The sequence below is a fragment of the Serratia sp. DD3 genome, from assembly GCF_000496755.2.
Window position 1 is genome coordinate 1 of the sequence record NZ_AYKS02000011.1, and the last position, 15,334, is coordinate 15,334.

18 protein-coding genes are annotated in these 15,334 nt (G+C 51.0%); 11 read left to right on the plus strand and 7 right to left on the minus strand.

The genetic code is table 11. The features are described 5' to 3' along the window. From IO95_RS00745 to IO95_RS23390, 5 genes are all read right to left on the minus strand, one after another. On the minus strand, positions 1 to 306 hold a 306-nt coding region (locus tag IO95_RS00745; protein ID WP_037383358.1), incomplete at its 3' end, for an iron chelate uptake ABC transporter family permease subunit. Further along, entirely contained in the window at positions 306 to 1,148 is an 843-nt protein-coding gene (locus IO95_RS00750) for a hemin ABC transporter substrate-binding protein (protein ID WP_023490642.1), read from the minus strand. The genes IO95_RS00745 and IO95_RS00750, both read right to left, overlap by 1 nt. Continuing rightward, a complete protein-coding gene (locus tag IO95_RS00755; RefSeq protein WP_023490643.1) occupies positions 1,145 to 1,567 on the minus strand; it encodes a biopolymer transporter ExbD in 423 nt (140 codons plus the stop codon). Before IO95_RS00755 ends, IO95_RS00750 begins: the two co-directional genes overlap by 4 nt. Beyond that, positions 1,564 to 2,202, minus strand: coding sequence for a MotA/TolQ/ExbB proton channel family protein (locus IO95_RS00760; protein WP_023490644.1), 639 nt, complete (start codon positions 2,200 to 2,202; stop codon positions 1,564 to 1,566). Before IO95_RS00760 ends, IO95_RS00755 begins: the two co-directional genes overlap by 4 nt. A gap of 26 nt (positions 2,203 to 2,228) precedes the next feature. After that, a complete protein-coding gene (locus IO95_RS23390) occupies positions 2,229 to 3,044 on the minus strand; it encodes an energy transducer TonB (RefSeq protein WP_023490645.1) in 816 nt (271 codons plus the stop codon). Positions 3,045 to 3,237: 193 nt separating this feature from the next. Here IO95_RS23390 and IO95_RS00770 point away from each other — a divergent pair, with 193 nt between their 5' ends. The 7 genes from IO95_RS00770 (at position 3,238) to phrB (ending at position 10,760) form a co-directional block, all read left to right on the plus strand. Beyond that, on the plus strand, positions 3,238 to 5,289 hold the full coding sequence (locus IO95_RS00770) for a TonB-dependent hemoglobin/transferrin/lactoferrin family receptor (RefSeq protein WP_023490646.1): 2,052 nt from the start codon (positions 3,238 to 3,240) through the stop codon (positions 5,287 to 5,289). 87 nt (positions 5,290 to 5,376) lie between these two features. After that, positions 5,377 to 5,916, plus strand: a complete 540-nt coding sequence (gene hutX, locus IO95_RS00775; RefSeq protein WP_023490647.1) for a heme utilization cystosolic carrier protein HutX — start codon at positions 5,377 to 5,379, stop codon at positions 5,914 to 5,916. A 67-nt stretch (positions 5,917 to 5,983) separates the two neighbouring features. Then, complete coding sequence (gene hutZ, locus IO95_RS00780) at positions 5,984 to 6,514, plus strand: heme utilization protein HutZ (RefSeq protein WP_023490648.1); 531 nt, start codon at positions 5,984 to 5,986, stop codon at positions 6,512 to 6,514. 485 nt (positions 6,515 to 6,999) lie between these two features. Continuing rightward, the gene (locus IO95_RS00785) at positions 7,000 to 7,206 is read left to right on the plus strand and encodes a YbfA family protein (protein WP_023490649.1); all 207 of its coding nucleotides are present in this window, start codon (positions 7,000 to 7,002) and stop codon (positions 7,204 to 7,206) included. A 311-nt stretch (positions 7,207 to 7,517) separates the two neighbouring features. Then, positions 7,518 to 8,120, plus strand: a complete 603-nt coding sequence (locus IO95_RS00790; protein WP_023490650.1) for a tyrosine-protein phosphatase — start codon at positions 7,518 to 7,520, stop codon at positions 8,118 to 8,120. A gap of 225 nt (positions 8,121 to 8,345) precedes the next feature. Next, positions 8,346 to 9,299: a 2-thiouracil desulfurase family protein gene (locus IO95_RS00795; protein WP_023490651.1), complete on the plus strand. Its 954-nt coding sequence runs from the start codon at positions 8,346 to 8,348 to the stop codon at positions 9,297 to 9,299. A gap of 15 nt (positions 9,300 to 9,314) precedes the next feature. Then, positions 9,315 to 10,760 (plus strand): deoxyribodipyrimidine photo-lyase, encoded by a 1,446-nt coding sequence (phrB, locus tag IO95_RS00800; protein ID WP_023490652.1) that lies wholly within the window; start codon positions 9,315 to 9,317, stop codon positions 10,758 to 10,760. On the opposite strand, the gene IO95_RS00805 is transcribed toward phrB, so the two are convergent. Both IO95_RS00805 and IO95_RS00810 read right to left on the minus strand, forming a co-directional pair. Next, entirely contained in the window at positions 10,757 to 11,080 is a 324-nt protein-coding gene (locus IO95_RS00805; RefSeq protein WP_023490653.1) for a branched-chain amino acid transporter permease, read from the minus strand. The genes phrB and IO95_RS00805 overlap by 4 nt on opposite strands. Next, the gene (locus tag IO95_RS00810) at positions 11,073 to 11,750 is read right to left on the minus strand and encodes an AzlC family ABC transporter permease (protein ID WP_023490654.1); all 678 of its coding nucleotides are present in this window, start codon (positions 11,748 to 11,750) and stop codon (positions 11,073 to 11,075) included. The genes IO95_RS00805 and IO95_RS00810 overlap by 8 nt, the downstream gene beginning before the upstream one ends. 224 nt (positions 11,751 to 11,974) lie before the next feature. Here IO95_RS00810 and IO95_RS00815 point away from each other — a divergent pair, with 224 nt between their 5' ends. The 4 genes from IO95_RS00815 to pxpA all read left to right on the plus strand — a co-directional run bounded on the left by IO95_RS00815 (position 11,975) and on the right by pxpA (position 15,252). Beyond that, complete coding sequence (locus IO95_RS00815) at positions 11,975 to 12,718, plus strand: type 2 GTP cyclohydrolase I (protein ID WP_023490655.1); 744 nt, start codon at positions 11,975 to 11,977, stop codon at positions 12,716 to 12,718. Positions 12,719 to 12,942: 224 nt separating this feature from the next. Beyond that, positions 12,943 to 13,599: a 5-oxoprolinase subunit PxpB gene (pxpB, locus tag IO95_RS00820; protein WP_023490656.1), complete on the plus strand. Its 657-nt coding sequence runs from the start codon at positions 12,943 to 12,945 to the stop codon at positions 13,597 to 13,599. Beyond that, positions 13,593 to 14,537: a 5-oxoprolinase subunit PxpC gene (gene pxpC / locus IO95_RS00825; protein ID WP_023490657.1), complete on the plus strand. Its 945-nt coding sequence runs from the start codon at positions 13,593 to 13,595 to the stop codon at positions 14,535 to 14,537. The genes pxpB and pxpC overlap by 7 nt, the downstream gene beginning before the upstream one ends. Then, the gene (pxpA, locus tag IO95_RS00830) at positions 14,515 to 15,252 is read left to right on the plus strand and encodes a 5-oxoprolinase subunit PxpA (protein WP_023490658.1); all 738 of its coding nucleotides are present in this window, start codon (positions 14,515 to 14,517) and stop codon (positions 15,250 to 15,252) included. Before pxpC ends, pxpA begins: the two co-directional genes overlap by 23 nt. The last annotated feature ends 82 nt before the right edge of the window (positions 15,253 to 15,334 follow it).

Here is a 15,334-nt window from a genome sequence, read left to right on the forward strand (position 1 = left end):
CAGCGCGGCCCCACCACTGACCCCAATAATGCCCGGATCCGCTAACGGATTACGAAACAAGCCTTGCAGAACGGCACCACAGAGTGCCAGTAATGCCCCGACGCTGATGGCTAAGAGTGCCCGCGGCAGGCGGATGTTTTGTACGATCAGCGTTGCCATCTCATTTTCAGTACCGGAGGGCAGTAACGCCTGTAGGGCATCTTTCAGAGGGAGCACCACCGGGCCATACAATAACGTGACAAACAGTATCACCACGAGCAGCGCCAATCCTGCCAGTAACAACAGTGGAGTAGAGGCGCGACGCATTATTGTGCCCCGACCACTTGCAGTAATTGCTCTTGCAGACGCTGGGCTTCATCAATGGTACTCAGCCCCGCGCCACCCAATAAGGCTTTACCATTGACGAGCATGACATTTTTATTTTTTCCGGCAGGAGTCGCTTCCAGCAGCGGATAGTGTTTGAACACCTCCGTGGCACCGTGGTTGCCATGGCGCGCACTGATTAAAATCACATCCGGCTGCATCTGCAGTAAGTTTTCAGCGGAAATGGTCTGGTAATTGCGCAGGTGATGAGCCGGATTCACCCCGCCTGCCAGCGTGATTAACGTATTAGCAGTACTGCCCTGACCGGCGATCATTGCCGGGCGCCCTTCATGAATCAGCAGGAAAATAACCCGTGGCTGCTTTTTATCGGCCAGTTGTTGGGCCCTTGCTTTCAGGGTGTTGAGTTGTTGTTGGGTCTGTTGGTGCAGGCGTTCACCCGCTGCGGGCTGATTGATCTGCAGGGCAATCAGATCAATGTTAGACAGAACACCATCAATGTTGTCACTGTCTGGTAACACCGTGACGGTCACGCCCGCCTGGCGGACGCTGTCCAGCGTGGAAGTCGGGGCCATTTCGCTACTGCCAATCAATAGGTCAGGGCGTAGTGCCAGAATACCTTCTGCCGGCAACTGGCGGATATAACCGAGTTTAGCGGCGGAGACTTCTTTGGGTAACACGCTGCTGTTATCGGTGCCGACAATTTCTTGTTGTGCCCCTAGCGCCACCACAATTTCAGTGATCGCCGGTCCGGCGGTGATCAAGCGCTGGGCATAAAGTGAACTGCTGAAAACGAAGGTTATGATTAAAATCAGTGAATGTCTCATGGTGTGCCTTTGGTTAAGATATGGGCGGCTGGAATTTGTTGCTGCTGTAATAGATTGAGCAGATTTAATAAATTTTCATTACGTGCATTACGGTCGGTGATAATCACGATTTCAGGCCGTGCCGTTGACGAGGCGGCGAGAGTGGTAATTTGTGAGCGAAACTGATCCCAGTCGCTGTAACGCTGTTCATCAATACCCCAGTAAGGTGGGTCAGCAAACAGATTTAAGGTCATGGTGTGACTGGCGGGTGCCGTGGCAGGTTGGGCATTATCCACCTGGGGCAGATCGATATTCATCTGGCGTAATGGCATATTGGCCGTCAGCAACAGAAACACCAGAACGATAAAAATGATGTCCAACAAGGCGGTCAGATCAATGGCGATGGGGTTTTGTTGCTGGGGGGTATGAGAGCGAATCATGCCATTGACTCCCCGTGCAGGGTAATCCCGTTCAGCCACAAATTATAGTGATTCATTTCCAGCTCGGTGGTGTGCATGATGCGGTCCACCCAGGCCGTGAGCAGATGCGCGCCAATCAGTGCAGGCAACGCAATAAACAAACCCGCCGCAGTGGTATACATGGCGATACCGAGCCCATTGGCAAGTAATGCCGGTGTAACAGGCTGGATGCTGGTACTGAGATCCTGGAACATCTGAATCAGACCTAAAATGGTCCCCAGCAAACCTAATAATGGGCTGACTGCCCCCATTAACGACAAAATTTTAATGCCATGGGTTAATTGCTTACGTTGCTGCTGTAACCACAACCCGGCAATCTCCTCCCGTAATGCTTTTCCGGTACGACGGTGATTAATCAACAGGTAAATACCTTGCCACAGCAGCGAACGCCGGTAATTGCCGGATAAGGCTTGCAGCGTGCTTTCTTCCACCGGGCGGTTAAGTGCCAGTTGCTGATGCAATGCATGACGTTGCAAACGGCTGATCAGCAATAAGCGCCAAACCCGGTCAAGCAGGATCACACTGGTGACAAAAGAGCAGATGAGCAAAGGCCATGTCATCGCCCCTAGCTGTTGCTCAAGCTGAGAAAAGATCATATTGATTATCCTGCTACATCAGTTGGTTAAGTTAATTGGAAACGCACTGGAATGCGCACTTGGTGTGCCATACCAACGCCGTCGATTTGTTTGGGTAAAAATTGCCAGCGTTTAACCGCCTGGAGTGCGGCACGGTCCAATAAAGGAAAGCCACTGCTGCGTACCAGCGAAATACGTTCTGCGTTACCAGAGGCACTGAGTTCGACTTCAATAATGGCCGTTCCCTCCTGCTTCCGCTGACGTGCGGCGGCGGGATAAATCGGGGGCTCAGGGGGGTGCCGAAAGCGTGGTGCTGCATCATGGCTGTTTGTGGCTTGGCTGAGTATTGGCTGGGATGAACCACTTGGCTTGGTCGCAGTTGGCGGTGTGTTTATTGCGGGTTCGGTAGAGGCTGGTTTGGCAGATGCTGTTTTGGCCGCAATTGAGGGACTTGCAGAGTCGCTGGAAGGTGCGGCAGGTCTTGCTCTGTTTTTTGTGATTACGCCCTCATTGACGGTGATGTCAGCCTTTTCTTTTGCCGTATTTTTCTGCTTGGCTATTGAGCGAACCGGTTCTGCAACCGATTTGCCCTGCTCGGTTTTCTTTGCCAGCGGTGGGGCACTTTCTGTCACAGATTCATTCACCGGTGGCACCTGCGCGGTGGTGTCTAACGGTGTGCTGGCGGGCAAGTTCGTCAGCTTGACTCTTAAGCTGTAAGCCGGTGCGGGGGTTAATGTCAGCGCCTCCGCATGGCTATGCGCAACGGGGGAGGCCGACAGTAACAGCGCCAGATGAGCACTGAAACAGACAGTGCTGATAACTAGCAAGCGCTTTTGCTCGGCGTTAAGAGTAACAAGCAACATGATGATGTCTCTGCATTTCATCTGACCAACAATTAGCACGGACTATATCTTATCTCTCTTAATAAGATCAAATGAAAATCATTTGCATTCGCATTATCATTTAAAGTAGGATTTCGGCCCAAGGTTGAGTGATTAACTCACTCATTTACTCCGTTGGTATTTTGATTCCGACGTTTTTTATAAGGACATCATCATGGCGCAATATTGGCCCAAGTCCCGTTCTGCTGGTGCCTATAAGCAGAAACGTTCAACTAGACACCATGCCGTGCGGTGGTGTTTGCTGTCATCGCTGGCTTTTCCTGCGTTGACATCAGCTGAGAATCTACTGCCGTCGGAATCAGCCAGTGACCTGGATGAAGTGGTGGTGACAGCAACCCGTGAACGTAAAGCGTTATCACAGGAAACACGCTCGGTGGCGGTGGTTGATCGTGCGCAGATCACCCGCCAGCAAGCCAGTAGTGTGGCTGAAGTCTTGCAACATATCCCGAATGTCGATGTCACCGGCGGGCCGCGTGCCAATGCCCAGTCCCCGGTGATCCGCGGGTTGGATGGCAATCGTATTTTGCAGGTCATTGATGGTGTACGCCAAAATACCCAGTCGGGTCATCGCAACAGTTATCTGATGGACCCTGAACTGCTGGCTAGCATTGAAGTGATTAAAGGGCCTGGCGGATCGTTATGGGGGAGTGGGGCGCTTGGCGGTGTGGTGGCACAACGCACATTATCAGCGGCTGATTTACTCACTGACAATCCCTTTGGTGGTTACCTGAAGCAGGGTTATGCCGGGGCAAATAATGAAACTAAAACCAGTGCAGGTGTGTATGGTTTGCTGGGGGATTCCGTTGATTTCTTGCTGAATGGTTATTATGCCGATGCCGCTAATTTAAGGCTGGGCAACGGCCAGCATCTGAGTGATTCTGCCTACCGCAATCAAGGGGGCATGGTGAAAGTCGGCTGGCAGTTTGATGAGGCGCAACGGATTGAGTTGATCGCCCGTCAGGCAGAAAATAATCAGACGGCACCCAGCAATCCGGCAGAAAATGTCAGTTCCTCAGTCCCTTTGATCAATCAGCACAGCCGTGATCGCAATGTTACGCTGGATTATCACCTTAACCCGCAGAGCAATGACTGGCTGGATGCCCGCCTTACCGCCTATATCAACCAGACCCGTTTCGATGAGTGGCGTATCCGTCAGCAACAGCATGATGCGGTAGATTATCAGACGGTGGGGTTTAATCTCAGCAATCATAGCCATATTGAGCGTGCTGCTTTTACTTATGGTGTCGATTTTTACCAAGATCGCTCCACAGGGGAACGTGAAGGGAAAAACCGCCCATTACCGCCAGATGGCCGTAGCCAAGTAACCGGTGCTTATTGGCAGGCCGATTTGCCATTGGCGCAACACTGGAACTTGTTACCGGGTGTTCGTTACGATCATTATACCACCCGTGATAACAGCATTGCCGACAGCCAACGAACCGAACAACGGTTATCTCCCTCAGTGGGATTACGCTGGCAGGCCAGTGACTGGTTGGTGCTGAGCTCCCGTTACGATGAAGCATTTCGTGCGCCATCAATGGAAGAAATGTATACCCGAGGCACGCATTTCTGCATGGGGCCGATGGGGTGTAACAGTTTCCTGCCTAATCCTGATTTACGCCCAGAAACCGCTAAAAACAGCAGCGTAACGGCCCAGATGACCTTCGATGATTTGCTCGGTCATGACACGCTGACCTTTGATGCCACCTATTTCCATAATCGGGTCAGTAACTATATCGATCAGCAGGTTAATCGCACTACCACCCAATACGTCAATGTGAGCAATGCCCGCTTGCAAGGGGTTGAACTTGCAGCACGTTATCGTTGGCAAGCACTGGAAACCGCCTTGAGCTACGCGCAAACCGAGGGTAAAGACCGGCAGAGTGGTCAGGCCCTGCAAAATATTCCCGCTCGTAAATGGGTCGCAGATGTGGGCTATCACTGGTTCAACGACAGCCTGAAAACCGGTGCCACGCTACGCCACTATCAAACTCAAGATGATCTACCTGCCAACGTCACGGAACAGTATCCCGGTTATACCCTGGTTGACCTCTATACGACTTGGCATCCACAGCAAGCGGCATTGAAAGATGTTCAACTTGATTTTGCCGTCGATAACCTGACTGACCGCTATTATCGCCCCGCTTTTAGTCAGCTTTATGCCGCAGGGCGCAATGTCAAAGTGAGCCTGAAATACTCATTCTGATGGTAAGTATTTCAAGCAGGATGTCCCGATGCGCGGGTATTAGGCCGCGCAGAATAAGTGTTTTATGCCTTGCTATGGAGAATGGCGATGACTGTTATATCAACTGAATCGATATCTAACCCTGAGTTAACTGTTCAGTTAGCCAATCTAAGTGCTGATGAGTTGGGAAAAACCACCCAAGAGTTGGCACAGCGCTTTGCCGTGACGGAATATCAGTTAGTGGCGGCCTTACCGGCAACGCTCGTCACTTTCCTGGCGGGCTCGCAGGCCCAGCCATTGCTAGAGCAGCTTGCTGAATGGGGCCCATTGACGACGATTGTGATGGCGGGTGACAGCATTTTTGAATTTAAAGGAGCCTTTCCCCCAGGGAAAATGGGCTATGGCTATTACAACCTCGCTAGCCCTGAACCGGAAGGATTACATGGGCATTTACGGTTATCGTCTATCACGCATATCGCGTTGCTGGATAAACCATTCCGTGGGCAGGCCAGTTACAGCATGTTGTTCTTTGCTGCTGATGGCCGTTGCCAATTTAAGATTTACTTGGGGCGTGATGCGCAACGTCGCCTGTTCCCGGCACAGATAGACCGCTTTAATACCTTACGTCAGCAATGGGCGATGGCTTGATCACTCATTGTTTTGTTCTTATTTCACTGCTTATTTAGTAGCCAATTAATACTGAAGGATATCCACCATGACTACCCCTCGTCAGGAACGCTTGCAAACCCGTTTAGCGCCAGAAATTCAGCAATTTCGTCAAGACTGCCAATGTGTACTGTTGGCAACGGTGGACACCGCAGGTAGGCCGAATGTCAGTTATGCGCCTTTTGTGCTGGTGGATGGCCATTATTATGTGCTTATTTCAGAAATTGCCCGTCATGCGCGTAATTTGCAGCAAGTGCCACGGGCATCAATGATGATGATCGCTGATGAAGCTGAAAGTCGTGAAATTTTTGCCCGTCAGCGTTTAACGTTTGATGTCACGGCTGACATAGTGGCGCGGGATGGTGCCCAGTGGCCGATCGTGGTCAGCGCCCTCAAGCAGCGTCATGGGGAACGGATTGTGGACTTAGCCCAAATGACCGACTTTATTTTATTCCGCTTGCACCCGGAACAAGGGTTATATGTCAAAGGATTTGGTCAGGCATTTCAGGTGAGCGGTGATGACCACATCGATATGGTGCATTTGCAGGATGGCCATAAAATGACCTCTGAGCCAGCATAAAGGTCATGTCTGCCAGTAGTCGCCGTGTTTAATGTAAGTGTGTCCCCAGACAGGGTTGAGCGACTGACTCTGGGGCTGCACTTTGCCAGAATTCACCCACAATTTAGCCAGAGCAAAACCAGCAACGCGCCACCAATAACCCTGAAACTCACGGGACACCGCCAGAAGCGTTATTTTTGATAGCCGAAGTTTAGGCGGAATACTGGAAAGAAACTGAAAAATAGCGCACCCAAATATAAAGAAAGTATAAAAATGGTTTAAATATGCAGTTAAAAATTAACTTAAGCCGTATTAAATTAACCGTTCTGTAACAACGTGATTTAGTAATGCCTGTCGATGCGATTATTTGATCATTAAGTGGTCTGATGAGTGGAAAGATTATACATATTGCGGTATTATTTTGCTCAGTTTTTAACTCATCTGGTTTGAATTTTCCCCCCACGCTCGGCTCTGACAGCGTAGGGTGCTGTTTTAAAGGAGTTTGTATGTCTTACTATCACGCATATCCGTTACATCGTATCTTCCTGCGCCGTAGTGCAGTGATTCTGGTGGGTGTTCTTGCCTTTCCGGTGATGTTGTTCCGTAATGATCGCGCCCGCTTTTACAGCTATTTACATCGCGTATGGTCAAAGACCAGTAATAAACCCGTCTGGTTGCAACAGGCTGAAAGCGCCCCGGTTGATTTTTACTAACACTTTTCAGTGTCGGCGATTATTTTCAACCTTGGCAAAATGCTGTTTATTATCCAGTGTGCCGTTAGTTGTCATTTCTGTGGTGGCTTTAGTGCAGGTAGACTCCGGTTCATTTAAGTTGCAGCCAACGCGCCAACAGCTTGAATGGTCACGGTTATATACTAGCACTGCGTTATAAAATTTAATTTACCAATACCAACCAAGATATTCCCATGGGTAAGCAAATGGCCCATACTGGGTAGCATTGAAACGTGATGCGGCGGCAGCCAGCCTGACCAAGCCCAGTAAGAACGGAATATAAACAACAGAATATGAATTGGATAACCCCACCCCTGATAGTGGCACCTGTGGCGCATGCGACACAGCGGCTACGCCTGTTGCTGAACGTCATGATGTTCAGCGTCTTACTTTTTGGCAGCGTCACTGCCTTGGCGAATACCGCTTTGCCACTGAACTTCCACCAGGTTTCACCTGAAATCTACCGTTCAGCGCAGCCTGACGTAGCTCAGATGAAGGCCGTTGAGCAGCAGGGGATCAAAACCGTACTCAACCTGCGCCAGTGGAATGATGATGACAGTGAAGCCAAAGGTACCCATCTGGTGTTGCGCCGCGTGCCGATCAATGCGGCAGTGATCAATGACGACAAAGTGGTGAGCGCCTTGCGGGAAGTCCGTTTTGCTCAAAAACCGCTACTGGTGCATTGCTGGCATGGGAGTGACCGCACCGGCTTGGTGGTTGCCATGTATCGCCTGGTGTTTGAACAGGCCAGCAAAGCTGAGGTATTAGCCGAGTTGCGCCAGCCACAATTCGGTTACCACGAAAGTTATTATCCAAATATTGCTCGTTATATCAGTAGCGTTAATGTTGACCAGATCCGGCAACGGGTTCTGGCCGATAATCCTCGGCAGTCTTAATTCTCTAGCAGTGGGAGGGGCATTCCCCCTAACCCCAGAAAAGGGGAGATGGTCCTTCTTCCCCAGCTATTTTTGCCTTTCAGCACATAACAATATCACCATCAGCGCGATTGCTATTTCGTATTCTTGCCCGAACTCTTCTACACTTCTCTATCCACACTCATTCAAATCGCTGTTTTAAATGGCGATGGGTATTAACATTTTTTGGCTAGGGAGAGAGATAACATGAGCGACAAGATCCTTATCGGTATCAGTGCTTGCCTGCTGGGTAATCCGGTACGGTTTGACGGTGGTCATAAGCGCTGTGAGTTTGCAATTGATCAACTGTCACCCTATGTGCAGTTTGAGCCTATTTGCCCGGAAATGGCCATTGGTATGCCTACTCCCCGCCCGGCATTGCGTTTGGTTAAAAAACAGCAACAAACTCTGTTGTGTCATAGCAGTGATCATCAGGTGGATGTCACGGACAAAATGCAGCAATTTTCACAGCAGCGTGTCGCTAACTTAACCCATCTGTGTGGTTATATTGTCTGTGCAAAATCCCCCAGTTGTGGGATGGAGCGAGTCAAGGTTTATGATGAAAATGGCGCAGGGGCGCGTAAAAGTGGCGTGGGGCTGTTTACCGCTGAGTTATTGCGCCAGATGCCTTGGTTACCGATAGAGGAAGATGGCCGTTTGAATGACGCCGAGTTACGGGAAAACTTTGCCGAACGGGTGTTTGCGCTACATGAGTTGAATCTATTATGGCGGCAGGGATTGACCCGTGGGGGCCTGATTGCCTATCACAGCCGTTATAAACTGATATTACTGGCACATTCACAGCCCGGTTCCCGAGAGTTAGGGCGTTTTGTGGCAGAGATTGAACGCTGGGATAAACTGGAGGAGTTTGCTGTGGAGTACCGCCAACGCCTGATGGCGATACTGCAACACAAGGCAACCCGGCGTAATCACACCAATGTGCTGATGCATGTGCAAGGCTATTTCCGTCCGCACCTTAATACCGCGCAACGCCAGGAATTGGCTCAGTTGATTGAGCGCTATCGCCAGGGGGTACAGCCGTTGCTGGCACCAATAACGCTGTTGAAACACTATATGGCTGAATTTCCTGATAGCTATCTGGCACAGCAGCGCTATTTTGATCCTTACCCAGAAGCACTGCGCCTGCGTTATGGCCACTAATAAGCAAGGAGTGTGATGACCACGCATCTGGTTTGGTTGCGCAATGATCTGCGCATTACCGACAATAAAGCTCTGTATGCCGCCTGCGCTGATCCACAAGCGCGGGTGATGGCGCTGTATATCGCGACACCGCAACAGTGGCGGCAACACAATATGTCCCCGCGTCAGGCGGCTTTTATTCACGCCCATCTACGGCAACTGCAGCAGGTGCTGGGGGCTCGGGGGATAGAACTGGTTTGCCACCAATGCGGTAATTTTGCTGAGTCGGCACAGTGGCTGGTGGAGTTTTGCCAGCAGCAACAAGTTTCAGCCCTGTTTTATAACCGCCAATATGAGTTCAATGAACGCCAGCGCGATAGCGGGGTTGAACAAGCATTGCAAGGGCAGGTGAGTTGTCATGGTTTTGATGACAGCCTGTTACTGCCGCCCGGTAGTGTGCAAACCGCTAAGGGCGAGATGTATCAGGTTTTCACCCCATTTCGTCATACCTTTATTCAGCGGCTGCTGGCGTCGGAAACCACGGTATTACCAGCCCCCTCCTCACGGGGGCCTGCATGCCAGTTTACGCTGCCTGACAAGTTTGATTATCCCTTTGAGGAGGTGAGTGACGGCTATCCGGTGGGTGAACAGGCAGCACTACAAAGGTTACGTGCATTTTGCCGTGAGCAAGTGTCTGACTATGCTAAACAGCGCGACTTGCCCGCCATTAATGGCACCAGCAATTTGTCGCCTTATCTGGTGATCGGTGTGCTCTCTCCGCGTCAGTGTCTTAACCGCTTGCGGGTGGAGTGCCCGGATGTGTTGGAAAACCCGCAAAGTGGCGCTTTTTGTTGGTTAAATGAATTGATCTGGCGGGAGTTTTATCGCCATTTGATCGTTGCCTATCCCGCGTTATGTCAACATCGTCCTTTTATCCCGTGGACCGATAACCTGAGCTGGAGCGATAACCCATCCGCGTTACAGGCTTGGCAGCAAGGCCTGACCGGTTATCCGATTGTGGATGCCGCTATGCGTCAGCTTAATCAAACGGGGTGGATGCATAACCGGTTACGGATGGTCAGCGCCAGTTTTCTGGTTAAAGATCTGTTGATCGACTGGCGTGCTGGTGAACGTTATTTTATGTCGCAATTGTTGGATGGTGACCTGGCGGCCAATAATGGTGGTTGGCAGTGGGCGGCATCAACAGGAACCGATGCTGCACCCTATTTCCGCATCTTTAACCCGACCACGCAGGGGAAACGTTTTGATCCCCAAGGTGTTTTTATCCGTAAATGGCTCCCAGAGCTGGCACAGGTACCCGACAGTGAGATCCACCACCCCCATCGTTGGGCACAAAAGCAACGGGTGGTGTTGGACTACCCGCAACCGATAGTCGATCATCAGCAGGCCAGATTGAATACCTTGGCCCGCTTTGAGGCAGCGAAAAGCCAAGGGACGCAGGTGTTAAGGCCAGAGTGTTAAGGCCAGAAATGAAGGATTAAAACATAGGACAACACGCCAAGCGTGATACTCAGCAGCACATTACGTAGCATCAGGTGTACTGCGGTGATAAGCAACGCCGGGATAATAAAATGTATGCTTTGCTGGATCTGGTGCATTTTAATCATGCCGGATGAGTAAATCACCAGAATAAACATCATCACCAGTGGGAAGCGCTGTCGAATATAAATGGCAAAGCCATTCATGGTTAATTTTTTTTCAAACGCGAAAGGCAGCGCGCGCAGCAAGAAGGTCACTATCCCCATCACCAGGATCACTGACAAAATATAATAATTACTCACTGAGTATCACTCCGTTTCTTTCGGTAATTTTGTACTGCAGATAGAACATCACCAAGGCGCACAAACTGGCGCAAATCAGGAAAGTATCGGGGAAAAATAGCCAGGCAAACAAGCAACTGCCACCGGCGATAACTAACGCACTGAACGAGAAATTGTTTTTTAGTTGCTCAATAAAAAGCACGATAAACAGCGCAGTTAAAGAAAAATCCAGACCAGCGATCGGCGGGATCTGATCCGCCAGCATGATTCCCAACACTGTACCCAGCACCCAGTAACCATGATTCAGCATGACGATAATCAAGGCTTCTCGCTTGTTAAGCGTCTTATAACTGGTGAGCAGGGAGTAACTTTCGTCAGTAATGCAGAAGATGAAATAGAGTTTTTTTAACCAGGTGTCAGGCATCAGGTTGATCAGGGACATGCCATAAAACAGGTGGCGGAAGTTGACCAATAACGTCGCGATAGCGATATCGAGTAACGAGTTGGCCGCCAGTACCATGGGAATAGCCAGAAACTGAATGGCACCAGCAAACACCAACAGGCTGAATAGCGGTGCAAAGTACCATGGTATCCCCTCAGTGGACATCAGGAAGCCAAAAACCATCCCTAAAGGGATATAGCCCAACATCACCGGTAGCGTTAGTTTGAAATAGTAACTTGCTGTATTCATTTGAATAAACACCGACAGTGATTGACGACAGGTTGCGAGTTATTGGTGGGTTTATAGCGTGGTACAGCGATCGTTTTCCGTGTTTGTTGCATGATGGCGTCCAAATGCTCCCTGACTGAATTCACCAGTATACGGATCAATTAATTGGTGAGGATATTTTTCTTTAACCCAACCAATATGCTCTAATCTTGGGTAATTTGGCTATAACCAAAAGTGAGAATGATATGCATAACCTGGATCTGGAAAATCTGCTCAACACTGAGCTCAATTGTGCGGCGTTTCAAGATTATGCGCCGAATGGCCTGCAGGTAGAAGGGCGTTCACAAGTGCAGCGCATTGTCACCGGGGTCACCGCTTGCCAGGCGTTGCTGGATGCAGCAGTGGAACAGCAAGCTGATGCGGTTATTGTGCATCATGGCTATTTCTGGAAAAACGAAGCGCCAGCGGTGCGTGGCATGAAACGCAACCGGCTGAAAACCTTACTGAGCCATGACATCAATCTGTATGGTTATCACTTGCCGTTGGATGCCCATCCTACATTGGGCAATAACGCCCAGTTGGCTCAATTGTTAGGTATTCGGGAACGGGGTCAAATAGAGCCGTTAGTGCCATACGGTGAATTTGAACCGCCGTTAAGCGCAAGTGAGCTGCAACAGCGGCTGGAAACTCGCCTTGGCCGGGCAATATTGCACTGTGGTGATCATGCACCACAACTTATCCGTAGTGTGGCCTGGTGTACTGGTGGTGGCCAAGGGTTTATCGACAGCGCTGCACAGTTTGGTGCTGATGCCTTTATCAGTGGTGAAGTGTCTGAACAAACCATTCATACCGCCCGGGAGATGGGTATCCACTTTTTTGCTGCGGGTCATCATGCCACTGAACGGGTGGGCATCAAGGCGCTGGGTGAGTGGTTGGCACAACAGCACGGTTTTGATGTTCGCTTTATTGATATCCCCAATCCTGCCTGACAACCGGTTAGGGGCAATATGCCCCTGTTCAATATGCTGTGCGTTGATATCCCCATTCACTCAAAGTGCCAATACCCCGCAGCTTGAGTGACCACTGGCATATTGACAGCCAGCCTCTGCTCGCGCATAACTGTCAAGTTTTGTAAGTCATTAACTCCCTAAGCATTGTAAGTGATAGGCGGGCGGTTTTATGCTGGAAAAATGCTGGGGATAAGGAGATTAAGGTGCAACGAGCACGATATTACCTGCTAGGGGAACGCGCTGTAGTGCTTGAATTGGCACCCCCGGTGACGCTGCAGAGCCAGCAGCGTATTTGGGCGTTGGCAGAAAAACTGAACCACCATCAGGATGTGCGGGAAGTGGTCCCGGGGATGAATAACCTGATGTTGTTACTGTATACGCCACAGGCCGATGCCGAAGCAATGCTGGCGTTATTACGTCAGGGGTGGGAAGAGAAGGAGTGTCTGGTGCCGGAGTCCCGTGAGGTGGATATTCCGGTGGTTTATGGTGGTGAGTATGGTCCGGATCTGGCGGAGGTGGCACAGCACACTGGCCTGACTATGCGCCAGGTGGTGGAATGCCACTCCTCAGTGACTTATGTGGTCTATTTTCTCGGGTTCCAACCCGGTTTTACTTATCTGGGGGGGATGCCAGAACGGTTGGCAACACCGCGCCGGGCGGTTCCTCGCTTGTCGGTGGCTGCTGGGTCAGTGGGTATTGGTGGCGGGCAAACCGGCATCTATCCCCTTGTGACCCCTGGGGGATGGCAATTGATTGGCCGCACGCCACTGGCGCTGTTTAATCCCCATGAAATGCCACCGACGCTATTGCGCCCTGGTGATAATGTGCGTTTTGTACCACAGAAGGAGGGGGTATGTTGAAGATCTCGCGAGCCGGTATCTACACCACCGTGCAGGATTTAGGGCGTAATGGTTTCCGTCGGTTAGGCATCAGCCAAGGGGGCGCGCTTGATATACCCGCGCTGAAAATTGCCAATCTGTTGGTGGGGAATGCGCCGGAAACCGCTGGGCTGGAAATTACCTTAGGGCAGTTCAGCGCTGAATTGACCCGTGATGGCTGGATAGCGTTGACCGGGGCGGGTTGTGATGCTCACCTGGACGGTAAATCGTTATGGACCGGCTGGTGTTATCCGGTGAAAAAGGGTCAACGGCTGACGTTGAAAACGCCTAAATATGGCATGCGTAGTTATCTGGCTATTTCTGGCGGCATTGATGTCCCTGGTATGTTGGGGTCGCGCAGCACGGATCTCACTGCCGGTTTTGGTGGTTGGCAAGGGCGCCAGTTGAAAGATGGCGATATCTTACCTTTAGGCCAACCTCAAGCGGCCCCCACCCGTAGCGTTGGCGTGAAACAATTACTGTTCAGTAACCGGGTTCGCGCTATACCGGGCCCGGAATATGATGAGTTTAGCCCTGCGGCACAAGAGGATTTTTGGCGTACCCCATGGCAACTCAGCCCGCAAAGTAACCGAATGGGCTATCGCCTGCATGGTGGTAATGCCCTAACGCGGACCACCGAGCGTGAAATGCTGTCCCATGGTTTATTACCGGGGGTGATTCAGGTTCCGCACAGTGGTCAGCCCATCGTGTTGATGGCGGATGCTCAAACCACCGGGGGATACCCGCGTATTGCCTGCGTGATTGAGGCCGATCTCTACCATTTAGCGCAAACCCGTTTGGGGGATGTGATCCACTTTACACCTTGTACGCTGGCCGCAGCACAACACGCCAAAGCCGAGCAAGATCACTATGTTCAACAAATTGCCTGGGGGTTAAATGAACATCGACTTAAATGCTGATTTGGGGGAGGGCGGCGCTCATGATCAGGCATTACTGCAGTTGGTGAGTTCCGCGAATATCGCCTGTGGTTTTCATGCTGGTGATGCGCAAACCATGCGTCAGTCGGTGCGTTGGGCATTGCAGTATGGTGTTGCTATTGGCGCTCATCCCAGTTTTCCTGACCGGGAAAACTTTGGCCGCACGCCGATGCAGTTACCAGCAGAAACCGTTTACGCCCAGGTGGTGTATCAGTTGGGAGCGTTGGCGGCGATTGCTCATACGGAGGGCGGGCGCATGGTTCATGTAAAACCGCATGGCATGTTATATAACCAGGCGGCTATAGAGCCTGCATTGGCTGACGCGATTGCCCGCGCTGTATTAGCGGTGGACCCCAAATTGTGCCTGGTGGGGTTAGCGGGCAGCGAGTTGATCCGGGCGGGTAAAAAACTGGGGTTGGTAACGCGCCAAGAGGTATTTGCTGATCGCGGTTATCAGGCTGATGGCACGCTGGTGCCGCGTGGGCAACCCGGCGCATTGATTACTGATGAGCAACAGGCGTTGGCACAAACGCTGGAGATGGTGCGCCATCAGCGGGTGCGTACCGCGCAAGGCAGTTGGGTTGAGGTTCAGGCGGAAACCGTTTGTCTGCACGGTGATGGTGAACATGCACTGGTTTACGCGCATAAACTGCGTGAGCTTTTTGCTGCGCATCAGATAAGTGTTAGCGCGCAATAAAAATAACCACTATTTAGCTAATCACATATTACCCCGACGCATTTTTGAGCTATCGCTTGGAAGGCTGAAGGGAAAAGGGGGA